Source organism: Pseudanabaena sp. FACHB-1998, from assembly GCF_014696355.1.
GTDB lineage: Bacteria > Cyanobacteriota > Cyanobacteriia > Pseudanabaenales > Pseudanabaenaceae > Pseudanabaena.
Genome location: NZ_JACJQA010000025.1, coordinates 60,928 through 80,194, shown reverse-complemented (window position 1 = coordinate 80,194; position 19,267 = coordinate 60,928). Strand labels below are relative to the sequence as shown.

The 19,267-nt window shown below is 43.0% G+C and carries 21 protein-coding genes; 2 read left to right on the top strand and 19 right to left on the bottom strand.

Annotated elements, in window-relative coordinates; all coding sequences use genetic code 11:
* Nucleotides 1-160 precede the first annotated feature (160 nt).
* The 7 genes from H6F42_RS09440 to H6F42_RS09410 form a co-directional block, all read right to left on the bottom strand.
* On the bottom strand, nt 161-406 hold the full coding sequence (locus H6F42_RS09440; protein ID WP_190399098.1) for a type II toxin-antitoxin system HicA family toxin: 246 nt from the start codon (nt 404-406) through the stop codon (nt 161-163).
* Nucleotides 403-609 (bottom strand): 2-oxoisovalerate dehydrogenase, encoded by a 207-nt coding sequence (locus tag H6F42_RS09435; RefSeq protein WP_190399097.1) that lies wholly within the window; start codon nt 607-609, stop codon nt 403-405. The genes H6F42_RS09440 and H6F42_RS09435 overlap by 4 nt, the downstream gene beginning before the upstream one ends.
* Before the next feature lie 59 nt (nt 610-668).
* Nucleotides 669-1,745: an AAA family ATPase gene (locus tag H6F42_RS09430; protein WP_347272298.1), complete on the bottom strand. Its 1,077-nt coding sequence runs from the start codon at nt 1,743-1,745 to the stop codon at nt 669-671.
* A 244-nt stretch (nt 1,746-1,989) separates the two neighbouring features.
* On the bottom strand, nt 1,990-2,712 hold the full coding sequence (locus H6F42_RS09425) for a hypothetical protein (RefSeq protein ID WP_190399096.1): 723 nt from the start codon (nt 2,710-2,712) through the stop codon (nt 1,990-1,992).
* Nucleotides 2,709-3,890 (bottom strand): AAA family ATPase, encoded by a 1,182-nt coding sequence (locus H6F42_RS09420; RefSeq protein WP_190399095.1) that lies wholly within the window; start codon nt 3,888-3,890, stop codon nt 2,709-2,711. The genes H6F42_RS09425 and H6F42_RS09420 overlap by 4 nt, the downstream gene beginning before the upstream one ends.
* 258 nt (nt 3,891-4,148) lie before the next feature.
* Nucleotides 4,149-4,850 (bottom strand): serine protease, encoded by a 702-nt coding sequence (locus H6F42_RS09415; RefSeq protein WP_190399094.1) that lies wholly within the window; start codon nt 4,848-4,850, stop codon nt 4,149-4,151.
* A gap of 31 nt (nt 4,851-4,881) precedes the next feature.
* Complete coding sequence (locus H6F42_RS09410) at nt 4,882-5,217, bottom strand: CU044_2847 family protein (RefSeq protein WP_190399093.1); 336 nt, start codon at nt 5,215-5,217, stop codon at nt 4,882-4,884.
* A gap of 220 nt (nt 5,218-5,437) precedes the next feature.
* On the opposite strand from H6F42_RS09410, the gene H6F42_RS09405 reads away from it, so the two are divergent.
* A complete protein-coding gene (locus tag H6F42_RS09405; protein ID WP_190399092.1) occupies nt 5,438-6,421 on the top strand; it encodes a saccharopine dehydrogenase-like oxidoreductase in 984 nt (327 codons plus the stop codon).
* Between the two features lie 157 nt (nt 6,422-6,578).
* On the opposite strand, the gene secA is transcribed toward H6F42_RS09405, so the two are convergent.
* From secA to gyrA, 11 genes are all read right to left on the bottom strand, one after another.
* Nucleotides 6,579-9,389: a preprotein translocase subunit SecA gene (gene secA / locus H6F42_RS09400; RefSeq protein ID WP_190399091.1), complete on the bottom strand. Its 2,811-nt coding sequence runs from the start codon at nt 9,387-9,389 to the stop codon at nt 6,579-6,581.
* Nucleotides 9,390-9,792: 403 nt separating this feature from the next.
* Nucleotides 9,793-10,230 carry a PIN domain-containing protein gene (locus H6F42_RS09395; RefSeq protein WP_190399090.1) on the bottom strand — a complete coding sequence of 146 codons (438 nt, stop codon included), beginning with the start codon at nt 10,228-10,230 and terminating at the stop codon, nt 9,793-9,795.
* Nucleotides 10,223-10,597, bottom strand: a complete 375-nt coding sequence (locus H6F42_RS09390; RefSeq protein WP_190399089.1) for a hypothetical protein — start codon at nt 10,595-10,597, stop codon at nt 10,223-10,225. Before H6F42_RS09390 ends, H6F42_RS09395 begins: the two co-directional genes overlap by 8 nt.
* Before the next feature lie 9 nt (nt 10,598-10,606).
* A complete protein-coding gene (locus H6F42_RS09385) occupies nt 10,607-10,993 on the bottom strand; it encodes a type II toxin-antitoxin system VapC family toxin (protein ID WP_190399088.1) in 387 nt (128 codons plus the stop codon).
* A complete protein-coding gene (locus tag H6F42_RS09380; protein WP_190399087.1) occupies nt 10,990-11,235 on the bottom strand; it encodes a DUF2281 domain-containing protein in 246 nt (81 codons plus the stop codon). Before H6F42_RS09380 ends, H6F42_RS09385 begins: the two co-directional genes overlap by 4 nt.
* Nucleotides 11,236-11,263: 28 nt before the next feature.
* A complete protein-coding gene (locus tag H6F42_RS09375) occupies nt 11,264-11,596 on the bottom strand; it encodes a hypothetical protein (RefSeq protein ID WP_190399086.1) in 333 nt (110 codons plus the stop codon).
* A gap of 90 nt (nt 11,597-11,686) precedes the next feature.
* Nucleotides 11,687-13,435, bottom strand: a complete 1,749-nt coding sequence (locus tag H6F42_RS09370; RefSeq protein ID WP_190399085.1) for a DUF2326 domain-containing protein — start codon at nt 13,433-13,435, stop codon at nt 11,687-11,689.
* Entirely contained in the window at nt 13,435-13,659 is a 225-nt protein-coding gene (locus H6F42_RS22300) for an ABC-three component system middle component 6 (RefSeq protein WP_347272297.1), read from the bottom strand. Before H6F42_RS22300 ends, H6F42_RS09370 begins: the two co-directional genes overlap by 1 nt.
* Nucleotides 13,656-14,570, bottom strand: a complete 915-nt coding sequence (locus H6F42_RS09365; protein WP_190399084.1) for an ABC-three component system protein — start codon at nt 14,568-14,570, stop codon at nt 13,656-13,658. The genes H6F42_RS22300 and H6F42_RS09365 overlap by 4 nt, the downstream gene beginning before the upstream one ends.
* A 158-nt stretch (nt 14,571-14,728) precedes the next feature.
* Complete coding sequence (locus H6F42_RS09360) at nt 14,729-14,992, bottom strand: hypothetical protein (RefSeq protein ID WP_190399083.1); 264 nt, start codon at nt 14,990-14,992, stop codon at nt 14,729-14,731.
* A 268-nt stretch (nt 14,993-15,260) separates the two neighbouring features.
* On the bottom strand, nt 15,261-17,939 hold the full coding sequence (gene gyrA / locus H6F42_RS09355; RefSeq protein WP_190399082.1) for a DNA gyrase subunit A: 2,679 nt from the start codon (nt 17,937-17,939) through the stop codon (nt 15,261-15,263).
* A gap of 308 nt (nt 17,940-18,247) precedes the next feature.
* Between gyrA and H6F42_RS09350 the strand changes: the two genes are divergently transcribed.
* Complete coding sequence (locus H6F42_RS09350; RefSeq protein WP_190399081.1) at nt 18,248-18,478, top strand: hypothetical protein; 231 nt, start codon at nt 18,248-18,250, stop codon at nt 18,476-18,478.
* A gap of 95 nt (nt 18,479-18,573) precedes the next feature.
* Here H6F42_RS09350 and H6F42_RS09345 read toward each other — a convergent pair whose 3' ends face one another.
* Nucleotides 18,574-19,263: a phospholipase D-like domain-containing protein gene (locus H6F42_RS09345; RefSeq protein WP_190399080.1), complete on the bottom strand. Its 690-nt coding sequence runs from the start codon at nt 19,261-19,263 to the stop codon at nt 18,574-18,576.
* Nucleotides 19,264-19,267 lie beyond the last annotated feature (4 nt).

Sequence of the window (19,267 nt, the reverse complement as noted above, 5' to 3'; positions counted from 1 at the left end):
TCTTGTGCTTAAACTAAATTACGAAATTTCTCACTTATAGCTGTGGTCACTTGCATACCCAAGAAGCCAGTTGCTGAGCGCTAAGCAAGATTTGTGAGAAATATAGCGATCGCCACTTTCTTATTTTGCCATCTAGCGATCGCTGTCAGAAGAGAATAGTTTATCGTTCAAATAATCTGCGTATAAGTTCATCTTTTGTTAAACCAAAATGATTGGCGATATCAGCTAAGATTGCTGACAACGTTCCTACTCGTAAAGGATTGTGATAGGGGATTGTAACGTTATGTTCGCCATTTTGTTGAGTAGTCAGGCGCATATGGCTACCAGTTTGACGGGTGTTTTCATAGCCAAATTTACTCAGTAGTTTTACTAAATCCGTGCCTGAAATATCGCGGGGTATTCTCATACAGCAATAACTTCTTCGCGAATAAAGTGCAAGCGAATTATCCTTGGTAAAACGGCTTCATCAAAATGACACCGAACCGCATCACGGATTAACTCATATAGTTCTTCTAAAGAATCGGCTTCTGTAAAAATAGATGAACCTAAAGCACGGGCAATATATCCACCTTCATCGGCATCTTCGATAATAAACATGATCTCGTTCATTGATTAGTCTAACTTTGTATTATCGCTACTTTCATATTTTGACACAGGCTAGCAAATATTCAATTTGACTTCTCTCTGACCCAGCGTTCGATTAAGGGAACTTCAAATTTGTACTGGTTATCGATTTTCTCGATGATGTGATAGCGGAGCATTCTTAGGAGGGATTTTTCGGCTGCTTCGTCAGTAGGGTGGGGGTGTTGTCCTTGGGCTAGGGCTAGGAGTTGTTGTTGACCTGCGGTGACTTCGGTGGGGGATGTGCCTGTGAACTGTTCCCAAACGTTGGTGAAGTAGCCGATGCCGTTGATGTAGGCTTCGGGGATAGCGGATTGGAGGAGGGTGGGTGTGACGATTTGGGTGTGGGTGGTGTTGGCTAGTTGCACGAGTACCCAGCCGAGGAGTTGGAGGAGGTAGGGATGGCAACGGGTGAGGGTAAGGATTTGGTCAACGATGCCTGTGTCATATTCGAGGGTGAATTCGGGATCGGGATTTAGGAGCAGTTCTTTGGCTTCGTTGGGATTAAGATAGGTCATCTCGATAGGCATGGCGCTAATGAAGTAGCTGCTCCAATTGGTTCCGAGTTCGTGTAGGGTTTGGACTCCAGAGAAAAGGAAACTGAGGCGATCCCAATGTTGGATTAGGCTGCGGAGTTCGTCAAAGAGATTGGTGCTAATGCGTCCCTGTTCCATTGCTGTTCCAATCGCTTCAAATTCATCGATATTCAGCAGGATACGTCTGTCTCCTAATTGGGTTAGGGCGGTGTCGAGCCAGTCTTCAAGCTGGGGGTAAGGGCTGAGGCGAAATTCTTCGCGTTTGGGTGGGGTGGGTAAGAGTACCTGTTGGCTACGAGCATCGCGGTGGATAGCGCGAACGATGGTGAACCAAAAGTCGGCTTCGCTTTGGCTAGCGGATTGGCTCTGGAGGTCGATGTATACTGGTAAAACGTCACTAGTTAAGAGGTGAGGTAAGTTGAGCAGAAAGGAACTTTTGCCACAGCGTCGGGGACCATGCAGGATGATTGTGGGACGGTTGCGATCAAGGATTTGGCGGACGATTTGATCGGCAAAGGCGGAACGTCCTTTAAATAGTTGCGCCCTGTCGCGGGTGAGAGGATTGCCATATTGAAAGGGGTTAAGGATTTCGCCTTGGGATTGGCGTTGGAGTTGTTCTAGTTCTTGCTGAATGATGGTTTGCCATTGTTTGATTACGGCTTGCCAAAGTGGGATGGCTTTTCTTTTGACTAGCCTTGATATGTAGCGCCAAATTCTCTAAAGAATTTGGCTGCTGAGAATGTGAATAAGGTGATGCAAGCGTTGAGGATTAATGTTGGAGATAAAAGGGGTGTTCCTTTTGTGATAGATAGAAAGGCTATACTCATCTGACTTAGGTTAAAAAACTGTCGATTTTAGAGATTAAATCACCTAATTTAGCCACTCTCAAGTTTAAATTAATATAAACGTTTTCATAATCTAAGCATTCAACCGTTCTCTCAATATGTGATTTCTTTTTGGTGTATGTTTTACTTACAAGTTGATAGATTTTTTTAAGGTCTTCATGAGGTTCATATCTTAAAGTCATGTCATCGACATAAGGATTGAACCCTAAAATTGATGACTTTGAATTTATTAGAGTTTGAGTTAAGTTAGGATCTATACAACTAAAATGATTGTATTCGGATAAAAACCATGCTTCAACTTCGTGTACAGCTACGATAATGGAAGCATTTGCTGGTAGTGGTTTTTGTCCTTTACGATTAGGGACACCATTTCTTAGCCCATTCTCTAATCCTGTAAGATCTGTCAAATGTAAAGGATATAAATCTCTAATTCCAATAACTTCAAGATAACCCTCGTTTATCAAATCTTGATAATCTTCTAGAATTCTCGTTTTTACCCCCTCATCACTACCACAGTTATAAATTAAAGCCGTATGAGATGGATTAACTGCCTGAGATAGGGATTTTGGATAAATCGTTGGAGGCTGATTTTTTCCATTAAACTTTTTTAAAAGTAGAATAATATTCCTAGCTCCAGAAATCTCAATCAAAAGTTTATTCAGGAAAAACAGTTCGGTCTGCCCTTCAACGTAAAAAGCAATCTTTTTCATTCCTCCTCTTCTCCCTCAAAACCAGTAATATAAAATCCTGTTTTCAAAAAATCGAAATTACTTAAACCAGAATGCCGATAATCATCAAAGATGTCTCTTGCATTTTGATAGTTATAAAACAAAGATTTGTTAGGAACTCTTTCTATAGCTTGCCAGTATTCCAAAGGGATTTTATTCATAACAACTCGATCATTAGTTGTCATAATGACTTGTACTGAAGAATTTTTAAACTTATCGAGAATGAGTTCAATTAAATACTGTGAGCGTTCAAAGTCTAATCCTTCACCAATATCATCGATGAGAATGCAACTTGGTTCTCTTGTCAGAATCGCATAGTTTAATTGAATGAGTAGAGATAATGCTCTAAACATTCCCTGAGACATTTCTTGTTGATCTGTCTGATGATTTAAATCCATCTCATAGGCTGCTAAACCATAAGCAGTTACTGGAAAATTTTTGAGCGGTATAACATCTACTGAATTTAGATGATAGGCTATGTAGTTCATATCCTTAATAATCGCTGCAACAAATGATTCGGGAAATTGCTTTTTCGCCTTAACAAAAATTCCCGTTACTTCATCCCCATCTTTTAAGTCAACCTTCTCATTGCTTAGAGTTACAGCATTGATGTCCTTTAATAAGGCGTTTTTCCCCAACTGCCCACCAAATCGATAAAAATTTAATCTATCTCCCCAAGAGTGAAGTTTTTCAAAGAATGGATGTTGTTTTTTATCCCGTTTTGAAATTGCTAAGACATCTCTATCGACTTCAAAATCTAAATAATCTCCCAATCCTTCATACCAAAGCTTACCTTTCGTGCGATTTAGTTTTTCTTCTCTATTTTCGATAAGTTGTTCTTGAATAATTTCACCATTTTCAAAGTTTAAAAAATATTCTATTAAATTATTCTCATCACTATTAAAAGTTAGTTGATATTCTGCTGTGCCGTATCCTAAAGCATGAAGTCTAGACAGATCAACATCACCAGAGAACAAATCAGCAATGTGGCGAATTGCAAAAATAGTCCTACTTTTTCCCGAAGCATTTCTTCCAGTAATTAGATTGACATTATTCAGTTCCAACCATTGACCGAATTGACCGTTGATTGGTCTTCCTTCAACACTCCACTCACTTGCACTTCCCTTAAATCGTGAAAATTTAATTTGTTTTAATTGCATAGTATTAATTACTTAGAGATGTATTGTCCTGAAAAATTTAACGCGAAATGAGATTGTCCGCCCAATATTTTAATAAAATAAACGAGATATAACATTGTGTAGGGTTGAAAATCTAGTAAATCCTCTAATACGACACAATACAGAATCTTGCTAGGATTGTAACAAAGAAATCCGTACGCACAGAGATCGCCAGACACAAATTATCCGCCACAATTCCTAAAGCCCCAATCAAACAAGCAAAAAATTGTTCCGCAACCACTAACTCTTACCGCTACGCCGCAACCCGACAATATTCACACATTGCGCCGATTTTGCCCCAATCCGATTTTTGACATCCGCGATCGCACTCCCCCGACCATAAAAGCGATCGGGCGACACAGGCGCACCATACTGAAAAGGATTCACATCACCCCGTTGCTGCTGGTGAAACTGACGATTTAGAGTCGCAAGATCGGGAAAATATTCAAAAACTGTCGCGATGGGAATCCCACCACCACCCAAGGGCAAACTGCGATCTTCCGTATATTTCACAACCCCGCAAACCTTACCCGTAGCAGGATTAAGCAATGGCGCACCACTTAAACCAGAGCGCACCCTGCCATCACTAAACTTAATCTTCGGCGGCACATCACCATTCAGCCCATCGCATCGCAACACCACACCTGCACCATTCGGATCAACATCAGGATAGCCATAGGCAAAAAGATCATCAAAAGCAGCGATCGCCCCATCCAACTCCACACAGGCTGAAGTTTCCAACGTCTCAAATTGCAACAAAGCCAGATCGACAGGATCGGGGAAAGCCTTCAAAACCGTCGCCACTGCAAAATCCTCTTGGTTTTGCCATCGCACCTTAATCGGGCGATCGCCAGCATTTTTAACCACATGATGACAGGTCAAAATCAGCCCCGCCGCCACAAAGAAACCTGTACCGTGAGTATTATCAATGCTTAACTTCACAGTACAAGTTTTGAGATTATCTGGACTGAGACTAGCCAATGGTTTTCACCGTCCCTGCTTCTTTTGTCCATTCCAGCGAAATTTCGAGATTTGCCTTACCACTGCCTTTGACCAGCACGGCTGTTAACTGACCCGCCTCAACCGCTAACTCCATGCCAAACTTCACCGTCGCCTTATTCGGTTTAGCACGATTTATCGGCTCAGCGATCGCTTGGACAATTCCTCCAAGGGCATCAGTTACCGCTTTAAACTTACTGGCTTCATTTGCCACATCTTCTCGCCCAGTTTGCGTTACCTCAACCAGAATGATTGTGCCATCTTCAAGTTTGACAGGGATATTCTGAGTGCGATCGCTATCATTTGACATAATTTACTGCTCTCGATTACTAAAGCGCTAGATTCTAAGAAGATTAGACCATATTTATCTAAATGTCGGCATGAAACTACACAAATCCTGAATATTCTGAGTATTGATTCTATTACTTCAAGACTATTAATCCCATGTGCTACTGAGTCCAAAAATATGGCAAATTAGAGGATCAGATTAGAACTGCAAATTACCATAGCGATAAACGAAGTTAAATTTAATGACATTAAAAGTTGGAATTTTAGGGTTTGGTGGATTAGGTCAGGCGGCGGCAAAGTTGCTGAGCGCTAAGCAAGAAATGCAGCTAGTCGTAGCTGCTGACAAAGAAGGCTTTGCCTATGACCCACAGGGGCTAGATGCTAACAAAGCGATCGCCACTTATCAAAACCAAGGCTCACTGGGCTATCTCGAAGGATCGGGGCTTCTTACACAGGAAAGCATTGCTGAGGCGATCGCCTCAGCAAAAGATGTCGATGGTTATTTCCTCGCATTGCCTAACTTGCCCAATACCTTCATGGCAAGCGTGGCTAAGCAATTCATCGCTTCAGGTTGGCAGGGTGTACTAGTTGACGCAATTAAGCGTACTAGCGCCGTTGAGCAAATGATTGCCCTTGCCCCAGACCTAGCCGCCGCAGGGATTACCTATATGTCGGGCTGTGGTGCAACCCCCGGATTATTGACAGCCGCCGCAGCGATCGCCGCTCAAAGCTTTGCGGAAGTTCACAAGGTTGAGATTACCTTCGGGGTCGGGATTGCCAACTGGAATGCTTACCGCGCTACGATTCGCGAAGATATCGCGCATATGTCGGGCTATACCGTCGATATGGCTCAAGCGATGACCGATGCGGAAGTAGAGGCTCTCCTCGAAAAGACCAATGGTTTAATCTCGCTGGAAAATATGGAACATGCCGATGACATCATGCTCGAACGGGTGGGAATTTGCGATCGCGATCGGGTTACCGTTGGCGGCGTAGTCGATACCCGCAATCCTAAGAAGCCTCTCAGCACGAATATGAAGCTGACAGGTCGCACCTTTGAGGGCAAGATCTCCACCCATACTTTCACCCTTGGTGATGAAACCAGCATGGCGGCTAATGTATGTGGACCTGCTTTTGGCTATCTCAAGGCTGGTAAGCAATTCCATCAGCGCGGTATTTATGGTCTGATGACTGCTGCTGAAGTAATGCCTGCCTTTGTTCGTTAATTTTCAATAAAAAAGGAGCGTTTCACGCTCCTTTTTTATTTTTTGTTGCATAATTCTCACACTTTCGTGAATTGTGAGAACACTTTTGTGAATTAAAAAGCAAACCCAGTAAGGGTTTTTAAAATAAGAAATGGCGTAGCCATTTCTTATTTTGGTATTAGACAAATTCAGCTTCTAGGGTTTCGGGTTGTTGTTTAGGACGGGGATCGAACTCGAAGAGAGAGTAGACAACATCACGACGGATTTGGGTCATCATGTCTAGGAAGATTTCGTAACCTTCGCTCTTATATTCAATCAAGGGATCTTTTTGTCCATAGCCACGCAAACCGACGGACTCACGCAGAGCTTCCATCGCTTGCAAGTGATCGCGCCAGAGGGTATCGATTCTTTGCAAGATAAAGAATCGCTCCGCTTGACGCATTAAGCCAACCTGTAGCGATTCCACTTGAGCTTCTTTAATTTCGTAAGCACGACGGACTTCTTCTCTTAGGAAAGCTTGCATTTCAGGCAAGAACATATCATCGAGTTGATCTGCTTCCAGATCTTGGAGAAGATTCACAAACTCTCTTACCTTCTTCACCATTGCTGTGAGGTTCCATTCTTCAGGAGGAAGCTCGGGATTGACGTAGGCATTGACAATATCGTCCATGGTGCGCTCAGCATACTCGATGACGCGATCGCGGAGGTTTTCTCCTTCTAGGACCCGACGACGCTCGGCGTAAATCGCTCGACGCTGATTGTTCATCACTTCATCGTATTCAAAGACCTGCTTCCGAATGTCGTAATAGTAGGTTTCGACTTTCTTCTGAGCGTTTTCCAGAGCGCTGGTGAGCATTCCTGAACTGATGGGCATATCTTCTTCCACACGGAAGGCATTCATCAAACCTGCCACGCGATCGCCCGCAAAAATCCGCATCAAGTTATCCTCAAGACTGAGGAAAAATCGGGTTGAGCCGGGGTCACCTTGACGACCGCAACGACCGCGCAATTGATTATCTACTCGACGGGATTCGTGGCGCTCTGTGCCGATGACATGCAAGCCGCCGAGCTTAGTTACTTCCTCATGTTCGGCATCGGTAACCGCTTCGTATTCTCGCTTAATCAAGGTAAAGGCATCGCGCAATTTTTGAATGACCTCCTCATCGGTAGGTGCTTTTTCGGAAGCGACAGCGAGCATCTCTTCGGCTTCTAGTTCCGTCTGGCTCATTCTGCCGAGCTTAGTAACTGCAAAATCAACAGCTTCCTTGAGCATTACTTGCGCGTCTTTAGACAGTTCACAAGGGAAAAGGCTATCGGATACTTTCCAATTCTTTTTCTTTTTGTCTTCTGCGCTTGTACCGAAGCCCTGACCCTTAGGGGCGCGATCGCTAAACATGCGTTGACCTTCATTGGTAAAGTCGTCGTCATCTTCAGGTCGCACAATCTGGGGCATAAAGTTCTCGCGTACCTTGAGGCGAGCCATATAGTCAGCATTACCACCAAGGATGATGTCTGTACCACGACCTGCCATATTAGTGGCGATCGTGACGGAGCCTTTACGTCCTGCTTGAGCGACGATTTCGGCTTCCCGCTCCACATTCTCAGGCTTCGCATTAAGCAGATTATGGGGAATGTTCTTCTCACTTAATAGACGCGCGAGAACTTCTGATTTCTCCACGCTGGTAGTTCCCACGAGGACGGGGCGACCTAATTCATGCATTTCTCGGCATTCTTCGGCAACGGCTCGCCATTTTGCCGCTTCGGTCTTATAAACTACATCCGACCAGTCTCCCCGTCCACTCTTCTGATTAGTGGGCATGGTAGTAACTTCCAAATTATAGATCTTGCCAAGTTCCGCTTCCTCAGTTTTCGCAGTACCTGTCATTCCCCCTAATTTGGGATAGAGCAAGAAGAAGTTTTGATAGGTGATTGTCGCAAGGGTTTGGGTTTCATTTTCAATGGGTACACCTTCCTTTGCCTCGATCGCTTGATGTAATCCATCACTCCAACGACGACCGGGCATGACCCGACCTGTAAATTCATCAACAATGGTTACTTCTTCATCACGGACGATGTAATTAACATCCTTTAAGAAAAGTTCTTTCGCCTTAAGTGCATTAAACACATAGTGCGCCCAAGGATCTTGCTGGTCAAATAAATCCTTAACCCCTAATAGATTTTCGGCTAATTCAAAGCCTTCATCGGTCATGACGACGTTACGTTGTTTTTCGTCAACTTCGTAGTGGGTTTCTTTTTGCAATTGATCAGCAATTTGGACTGCGCCTAAATATTTCTCGGTAGGGCGTTCGACCATGCCCGAAATAATCAAGGGGGTACGGGCTTCGTCAATCAAGATCGAGTCAACTTCATCGATCACACAGAAATTAAAGGGACGTTGTACGACTTCTTCGATGCTAGTCGCCATGTTGTCGCGTAGATAGTCAAAGCCTAATTCGCTATTGGTGGCGTAGGTAATATCGCAGTTATAGTTTTTGCGGCGCTCAACTGGCTCCATCGAGTTTTGGATCAAACCTACGGACATTCCTAAAAAGCGATGGACTTGCCCCATCCACTCTGCGTCACGCCGCGCTAGATAGTCGTTAACTGTAACGACATGAACGCCTTTGCCATTCAGTGCATTTAGGTAACTAGGTAAGGTTGCGACGAGGGTTTTGCCTTCCCCTGTTTTCATTTCGGCAATTTCGCCACGATGCAAAACCATACCACCAAACATTTGTACATCATAATGCCTTAACCCTAAAACGCGAGTTGCTGCCTCACGGACTACGGCAAAAGCTTCGGGCAGTAAGTCATCAAGGGTTTCGCCTTTTTCTAGCCTTTGTTTAAACTCTCCTGTTTTTGCTTGCAATTCGCGATCGCTCAGCGCCGCTAACTCTGGGGCGAGGGAGTTGATGAGAGCCACGTCGGGACGGAGTTTGTCGAGCTTGCGCTTATTAGGATCGCCAATCAGGTTTTTTAAGTTAAACATAGCTACCGAATGCAGTTAAACGGGGATTTAAAAACGGGAAATCGTGCCAAATGTGATATTTAATCTGAGTTTGGACTACCAGTATATATTACCCGACTGTTGAGAATACAAGCTTCGGATAACCGAAGCGATCGCTAAAGCAGTATTAAATTATGCCTAAAGCTAGACTACTGCCCCACTTGTCGGCTACCGCACAGATATCTTAATCATTAGAATTTTGCGATGACATAGAAAATTTTCAGTAAATTACCGTGAATCTTTGACCAACTAAAAGCCAGCAGAAGGGAGGGCAATTAAGCCTAGGTCTTTGCTAGCGATCGCCGATCGCTTTAAATATAAAGCAATTGATTAGCAATTTCATCTTTTGTTAAGGTGTCGAATGGTAGTTATAAACTTTATTTAGTCAAAGTTCTTGAGTAAGAATTGAGCGAATCTCTTGGATAAACTCGCTGGGTGTTTGAAGTTTTAGTCCGCTTTGCTTGGCTACATTTGGGGTAAAGTCTTTAGTATTGAGACTCAAAAGCCGATCGCTTTGAGCTAATAAGGCGGCGGCTAAAATAGGCGCATCTTTAGGCTCGATGATCGCTTCCCATTTAACGACATCTGCGATCGCGGGATTAGGCAGAATTTCAGGATTAATGATGCTTAGGATTTGTTTGAGGAGTGGTAAGGCTTTAGGTAGTTTTTTGGTGATGTTGCGATCGCATTCTTCGATGACTTGCTCGGAAATCAGAACTTTAAATAGTCCAATTTCTGCCATGACGATGACGGCATGACTAGCGCCACTACGCGAACCGCAAGCAGCGATGATAACGCTTGAGTCTAAAAATATTCTACGCACTGATTTTTTGTTGCTCTTGCCAAATTGCTTGACGTTCTTCTTGTAGTCCTTCTAAGAGTTCATCTACAGTGACATTATTTGTATTCATAATGGATACAAAGTTTTCTGTCAGGGTTGTGACTTGGGGGATTCTGGAGACAATTACAGCAAATTCACCGATTTGGAGCAGGGTGAGGGTTTGTCCTTCGTGGGTTTGCAGTGTATTTAGTACATCTTGAGGGATGTTAATTTGTCCTTCTTTTTGTACTTGTAGAGAGAACATTTTCATGGAAGTATTTGCTGATTCGGTTAAGTTCATCAGTCCTCCTGTTATATCTTTACAGTATAGTCTTTGCAATTCATAGCGAGTAGATTTTTTGTAACTCACTCAATTTGTTTATGTCCATAACCGTTGAATGGGATAGGCATCAAAGGCGACATCTCGACTAATTAAAGTGAGCGATCGGGTAATTGCTTGGGCGATCAACATTCGGTCAAATGGATCGCGGTGATGTAGTGGAAGATCGCGGATTTGGATCGTGTCGCTAAATGTGATGGGAAGCAATAGGATATCTGAGGCTTCAAGTTCTGTTTCAATAGCTTCATAGTCTTGTTGCAGTGACAATTTGCCGAGATTTAACTTGATGGCAATTTCCCACAGACTAACGATGCTGAGATATACGGTATCGGCTTCTTCGATGATATCTTTGAGTTTGCTGGGTAGCTCATCGCTATTTTCTGATAGCCAAATGAATGTATGGGTGTCTAGTAGAAATTGACTCATTCCATATATTCCTTAAAGTCTTCTAGTGGCTCGTCAAAGTCATCGGGCAATGGTAATACGAATGTCCCTTTTAAGATTCCTACCCGACGTTTTCTAGTTGTTGGTGCATCTTGGGTGATTTCTTTGGAGTGGTTATCGATAAGATATTTGGCATAGTGCAGAATTTCTCGTTTGAGTGGTTCTGGCATTTGGGCTATGGTTTGCAAGATTTCTGTATCTAGGGTTTGTGTAGTTGTTGTCATTGTCTAAGCTCCTGCATATAGCTATATTTTACTTTTTAGGTTTGGCTTCAAGTCCTGCTTTGAAGGCGGTAAGGAAGACTTCAACAAAGTCATTTTTGGCAATTTTTTTGATGGCTTCAAATGCACCTGCTTTAAATGCAGCAACTAGACGATCTTTAAGGGTTGGTTTGTTCTCTATCTCTTCCATTGCGGCGGCGGTGATGATTTCTTTGCCTGCTTCGCTGGTGGGATCGGAGATTTGGGGGACGATTCCTTGCAGGATTTCATCGAGTTCTTTGGCTAGTTCTTGGGTGTTGGGGTCGTCTGTGCCGTAGTAGTTGTTTTGTGTGCCGATGTTGTCTCCTCTTTTGTGAATATACACTCCTATTTTGTTACATTGTCGCTTGGCAACTTTTACTTTATTAGGTAGACGAATTAAAGGTAGTTTCGTATGACATTAGACATGATTAGGTTAAAAACGAATTCCAAATAGTCCTCCCTCTTCTCCTGTGTCAGATAACTCCAATATTTTATAAGGCTGAATATCAAAACTGTTATCAAATTCCTTTAATGGTATTGAATCAGAATTGAGACAACAAATATATTGAAAATTGAGCTTTTGGGACTCTCTGGCAGCTAACTGAAGTGCTTGAGCTATTTGACGCTCATCTACCCCATCAAAAATAGTACTGTCATGAATAAGCATATTGGGACTTTTATCTTTTGAAGCCCAAATTTGAGCAAGCATCAGGTCATAGCAAAATATTCCCATTTGGTTAACACCTTGGCTTTGAGACTTATCAATTTCTACATTAAATCTAAAACCGTGTTTATCAACATTCATTATCAGACTACCCGGAGCCTCATGAATAGCTTCAGAATTTGAGTTAAAAAGGGACAAAGCTTTTTGTCGAACAGAACTTCTCTCTTGATAATCAGAGTAAGCATCAAGAAGAAGTCTATCTTTTTCTATATTCAATGACATACTTCCTTGTTGAAATTTCTTAAGATTATCAATTCGCGTCTTTATCTCCTCAAGCTTTGTAACAGCCTGCATATTATGTTGCTGTAATTTGCTGTACTCATCTAAAGCCCCATGAGTCTGCAAAATAGACATCAAAGAAGAATACTCTTCTCTAAGCTCAGCAAGCTCTATATCTACTTTCTGTATTTCGTTTCTCAACCTCTCAATTTCCGACTTCAAAAAGTTTTTGCGATTTATTGTAACTTTTCGGTGAAAGTCCTGAACTTCACTGAGGTTTCTAGTGATTCGCTCAGGTAATATCACGCCAGCTTCTTTATACATTTTTGCAATTGCGTTTTCATCCGCAGGTTGCTCTTGTTGATAGATAGTTTCATAGTACTCAAGCATTTTACGAGCGCTAACATTTTCGTTTTGAAAACGACGAATTTTTTCATGCAATGTATTTACAGTTTCTTCTATTTGTCTATATTGCTCATGAATTCTAAAGTTGCTTAACTGCTCTTGTTCTTTAAAAACTTGCTCTTCCAGTTGAACTTTTGTGACTTCAAGTTCTCCAACACTTCCTATAAATCCACTAATAAGTCCAGAAGCAGCAGCTTTCTTATATTGTGATAAGCTTTCAATTTTTTCATTCAAATCATGTAACTTCTGGGCATGTTCCCAACATAAACCAAGCAAAAAAGTATGATCGACTTGCTTTTGCCATTCAGGTTGTCTAGGAAAATGTAAGAAAGGACTACTAAATGAGTCTCTTGTCCTCCTTACAAAATAAGAAATTAAATTGCGAAAGGTAGGTGAATGTTTTTGTCCGCTGACTTCTGGAGACAACCCAAACATTAACCAATTGAGAACCAAACACCACTGATTTATAGATATCTTTGGCTCCTTCGTTTTTTTATCTACTGTCGGTTTGATGACCCAATCTGACCAATCTCCATCTATTACTACATAGTTTGGCTCTCTAGTCTTACGGCTTACACTGAATCGTTTACCTCCAAGATCAAGATCAATCGCGAAAGTATAACCTTGAAGGGCTTCTGCCATGACACCCTTTTTCTTAATAGCTTTAGCACCAAGACAAAAATGAATAATTTCAATTAATGAGCTTTTTCCACTCCCATTACGAGATTGTTTATGAGTTGAATGTTCAGATCTCTCCGCAACAATCGCATTAAACCCACTGTGAAATGTAACAGTTTTAAATGTAAGAAGATCACAACGTACAGAATAAAGCATTATGTACACCTCCGCAGTAGATGCTCTTGAAACTCTATTACCCCAATGGTGTAGAGAAAGTCGAGAGCAAGAGAAAATCTTTCAAAAGTGCCTATTTCTGGATAACCTCTTAAATCTTCCCACAAAGATGTCACGGTTTGAGGCTTCATCAATCGCTGTAGAATTAAGCCGCCTAACCAAATGAGAGATCTTTTTGTGTCAATATGCTTTGTAGGAAGGATCATTTTTCAAATATATCGCATAATTCAAAATAATGTGAAACAATTCCAATAGAAGCCCAAAAGAACTTATCTTGGGTCATCTTCTCTAAAGAGACAAAATTAATTAAAGCAAAAAATATTGCATTGGAATCTCTTCTATTTTCTTTTAAAAGTGAACGATACTTATTAGTCAACACTTGAGCTATGATACCAGAATACTCGATATCTGGATGTCTTCTAGTATAGTCTTCTACTATCTTAACTATTGGCATTGCATTTTTTATCAAAGTTTGAACTCTCGGAGTTAAGTTGTTTTTGTCTAATTTATCTTGAAGATCAATGTGTCCTAAATCTGTTTGAATTGGCTCTAATTCTTGTCGAGTTAAATAAGATAAAAGACTTTCGACTTCTATTGCAGTTGTTTCTGGTGCGGCTGCTAGATTTAGCGAAAATTCTATAATTATTTCTAACTCATTTTTAGCAAGTTGGGATACTTTTCGCCATAGAGATTCTTGACTCCAGTTATCAATTATCAAGTCTTGATTGTCCGCCTCTATTGTCGTTAAAGTTTTAAGAACTTGTGGTGGAAGTTGACCATCAGCACTCCATACAAATATCCACTGACGCATCTCTTTAGCCCAATGGATTTTAGCTCCTTCAAAGTCATCCTTGACTTTTTTCGCCGCTTTTGACGCTGTTGAGCTTTTACCTAAGTCTTCTGGTGAATAGCATTGATAAACTGTACCCGTGTTTTTTGAAAATCCATCACACTTCCAATCACCTTCCTTTCCAGAAGGCTTGATTGCTATAAAACTTGGATCGATTTTGAACATAATTTTCTCAAAGAAAGACTGAAATTCGGAACCTTTTTTCTGTCGGCATCTCAATTCAAAAATCATTTCATAAATCACTAAGTTTTCATTGTCAGGAATCATTTTTGGACTTCCAAAAAGCAAATTAACACAACTTTACATATAGGGCTATATTATCTGATTTTTTTAGAGTTACAGTAATATTCTTGCAACTATTCTTAATTTATCTAAAATCAAAATAGTCAAAAGTCTGTTCCTCATCGGCAACATCGTCTTTTCCTTTAGCGATCGCCTTCTGATTCTCTTTCCTGCTCAGCCTTTGGCGGCTCCACCGTCTGCACCATTAAACCAAAATCAAAGAAAGTAGGCGCAATCTGTTCGCGTTCTACCCCTTGCGATTCCCGACCCGTCGCATCCGTCAGCGTATACAAACGCCACCACTGCTGATAAGAACTTACCAGCGATCGCAAATAACCATCAAAACAAATCTCTACACCCATGCCGTAAATCAACCCCGTAGGACATAGCGGCGACAATATCTTCACATCAGGAATTGCAACAATATTAGCTTAAATTTTCAAGTTAAAATATCCCGATTGAAATAGCGATCGCTGATGTTCCAGCTTACGCATTACGTTTTTAAAAACAAATGACTCTAAACTATTGCGGGGAGAAGCTTTTATGGATTACATACCCGATGCTAGCGATCGCCAATAACCATCAAAACAGATCTCAATACCCATGTCAGTAGATACTAACTAAAAAAAGGTCTGATGAACAAAGTCATCAAACCTTTTTACCTAGCCAACTATTCTATTCTTCAGTTTCTGGCTCGATCGCTTCAGCAACCACTTCGGTGATTACTTCAGGAGTAGCGATCGCTACATCACCACTTTGGATTTCCACCTCTTCTTGCTCCTCTTCCAACGCAGGTGGAACTAAAGTCGCCCCCACGATCGCATCAGAAGAATCAAGTTTCTGAAGTCTTACACCTCTAGCAGTCCGAGACTGACGCGCGATCGCATCCGTACTCTGACGCATGACGATACCGCGACTAGTCACGATCATCAGTTCGTTGTTCTCATCAACTAAACAGAGCGAGGCTAGTTGGTCTTGACCAGATTTAAACTTAGTCACCCGCAAGCCTTTACCTGCTCGTTTTTGAATACGGAATTGATTAACAGGAACGCGCTTACCATAGCCGCCTCTAGTTACCACTAAAACCCAAGGACCTTGAGCTTTTTCAGCTTCAGGTTCGACATTTTCAACTTCCAAATTCTCATCTTCATTGACGGTTACAGTCAAATCAATCTCTTCTTCGGAATCTTCCACTTCCTCAATTTCCGCAAGTCCTGCTGGCAGAATATCCATACTCACGATCTCATCATCGCCTGTCAGACGCATAGACCTTACGCCGCGAGTATCGCGTCCCATTGGGCGCAACTGCTCATGGTCAGTACGGAAGCGGATCGACATCCCTTGACGCGAACCGACAATGATAGTGTTATCGACTTTAGCACGACGCACCCAGCGCAGTAGATCGCCTTCTTCGAGAGCGATCGCAATCAATCCGTTAGAACGAATATTGGCAAAGGCGGGGAGCTTAGTCTTTTTGATGTAGCCGCCAGCCGTGAGCATGACTAGATACTCATCTTCGCTGAATTCGCTAATCGGTAATACGGTGGTGATCTTCTCATTGGCAGCGATCGGCAATAACTGCACTACCGCCGTACCACGCGCCGCCCGACCAGATTCGGGAACTTCATACGCCTTGACTCCATAGACCTTACCGCGATCAGTAAAGAAGAGAACTTTATCGTGGCTACGACAGGCGAAGAAATGGGCGATCGCATCGTCATCTTTAACATTGGCGCTTGCCTTACCCCTAGTCGCCCGATTTTGCGCTGTAAAGGTATCCACAGGCATCCGCTTGATGTAGCCCTGCTCGGTGACCATCACAATCGTTTCGCGATTGGCAATCAAATCCGCCGTATCGATATCACCTTCATTGGGCAGAATGCGAGAGCGGCGAGGAGTCGTAAATTCGAGTTTGATTGCTTCCAATTCTTCACGGGTAATTGTGAGAATGCGATCGCGATTGGCGAGAATATGTTGTAAATCAGCAATCTTCTCAACTAACTGATTATGCTCATCGTGAATCTTATCAGCATCTTGAGCCGTTAAGCGGCGTAACTGCATTGCCAAGATGGCATCGGCTTGTGCTTCTGAAAGTCCATAGCTTTCGATCAAGCCCAACTTCGCAGAACTACTATCATCGGCTCCACGAATCAGGGCAATGACTGCATCCAAATGATTGAGCGCAATTAATAGCCCTTGCAATAGATGATCGCGTTCTTCTGCTTTACGTAGTTCGTACTGAGTACGGCGCGTAATCACTTCATAACGGAAGTCCAGAAATACTTGGAGGGCATGGCGCAGCGTCAGCGTAATCGGTTCGCCATCGACTAGAGCGAGCATATTGCAACTAAAGTTCGATTGCAGAGGTGTGGATTTATAAAGATTGTTTAGAACTACTTTCGGATAAGCATCACGCTTCAGTTCGATGACTAAACGCATACCATCGCGATCGCTTTCATCACGAATATCAGAAATGCCATCAATTTTCTTCTCATTGACCATTTCCGCAATGCGTTCAATCAGCGCTGCCTTATTGGTTTGGTAAGGCATTTCAGTGATGATAATTGCCTCGCGATCCTGTCGTCCAGAAGCGGAAATTGTTTCAAAGCTAGCTACTGCTCGCATCGTTACGGAGCCACGCCCAGTTGTATAGGTTTCGCGAGCGCCATCGGTTCCCAAGATCAAAGCGCCTGTCGGGAAGTCTGGGCCTGGGATATATTGCATCAATTCCAAATCCGTCAGCATCGGATCGGCAATCAGCGCCACTAATCCATCTACCAACTCGCCCAAATTGTGCGGGGGAATATTGGTCGCCATCCCCACGGCGATCCCTGATGAACCATTGAGCAATAATTGGGGAATTCTGGCTGGTAATACTAGTGGCTCCTGTTGTGAGCCGTCATAGTTGTCGCCAAAGTTAACCGTATCGCGCTCGATATCCTGAATCAGCCCAAATTGCGAAATCCGAGTCAGCCGACATTCGGTATATCGCATCGCGGCGGCGGGATCATTATCGACTGAGCCGAAGTTACCGTGACCATCGACCATGCGATCGCGCATCGAAAAGTCTTGCGCCATCCGCACCAGTGCTTCATACACGGCGGTGTCACCGTGGGGGTGATATTTACCGATTACGTCACCGACCACACGGGCGCATTTCCGAAAAGGGCGATCGGCGGTCATGCCCAACTCGTGCATAGCGTAGAGAATGCGACGATGTACAGGCTTGAGTCCATCACGGGCATCGGGCAGGGCGCGACCAACGATCACGCTCATGGCATATTCCAGATACGATCGCGACATTTCGCCGCGTAGGTCTGTGGGAATAATCCGATCTTCTAAGGTATCAGTCATACGGCTACTAAATTTCTCCTTGCATGGCTTGGCAGTGCTTGCCCCGCTTGAGATAGGCAATTCTTACTAAGTGTCTTTCTATTATAAGGCTTTGCGGGTTTGCAAGGGACTTTTAGTATGCCAAATAAGAGGGCTTAATTATTTGGAGGATGTGTTAGGGCAATTGGGGGAAATCCACTTCCGCGTTATACCAAAAAACAAAATGGCGTATCTTATCTTTTTAAAATCCTTAGAAGCGGCGGCATACGTGAGTGCTGTTTTGGAAGAGGAAAAGCCTGAGTCTGAGTTGTTGCTTTTATGTTTAGGTCATGTTGCCTTGGCATTGGGTAATGAAGGCTCCCCAATGGGTAAAAGATTTTGGTGCTAGTAATAAAAGTCAAGCGGTGTATGAGTTGGCGGCGTGGTTGGATAGTTTGGGGCTAAAGCTAACTGTGGATGTGCATTATAGCGAGCAGTTTATGGCGGATTTTCGGGAGGCACAGCAAGATATTGAGAATGGTGATGTTGTGCCTCTATCAAGTATTCGTCGTGATGTTTGAAGTCGCAGATCCCCGACTTTTTCGATGACATCACAGAACAATTCCGCTAGTCACAAAAAAAGTCGGGGATCTTGAATGTTTGGTGATATCGAATTTCATGCTGTTAACCTCATGGTTGATAGCATATTGGAATTGGTGAGATCGATCGCTTGGTCGTAGCGATTAATCAGTTTTTGAATGATGTCTAGCTTTCGGTGAATCGTTCCTGTTTCATCGCCTTGTAAGTCAGGATAGGCGATTTTGAGATTGGGAATGGTGGAACTGAGGATGTTGTGACTGCCGACATAGGCGAATTGGCGATCGCAGACAAAGTATTTGCTATGTCCGCCTGTGAGTTTGAGGTGGAGGCGATCGCTGTAGCGTTTTTGGAGTTGGAAGAGTTTGGACATGGCGCTGTAGCGATATTGCGCTTCGGCGGCGAAGGTGAGATTGCCGTGACGATCTTGTTTGATGACAGTGCCGATGTCGTATTGGTAGCCCCATCCGAGATCGATTTGTACGCCTTGGTCGAGGGCATAGTTGAGACGTAGCATCAGGTCATTGTCGATCGCGCGATCGCTTGCCCAAGGACATTTGATCACGACTCGTTCTTTTGCCTCTTCGAGTGCTTTGAAGAGATGGAACCGTCCGCCAGTTTTCTCAAAGACGATTTCGGTTTCGGGTTGAGATTGCAGAAGTCCTAATTGTTCGAGAAATTTTTGCGGGGGAAGATTGTATTTGTCGATCATGGTTTGGGCTTGTTTGAGCAGTTGAGAGATGGCTCTGAGGTCTTTGGAGTTTTGCATGGGT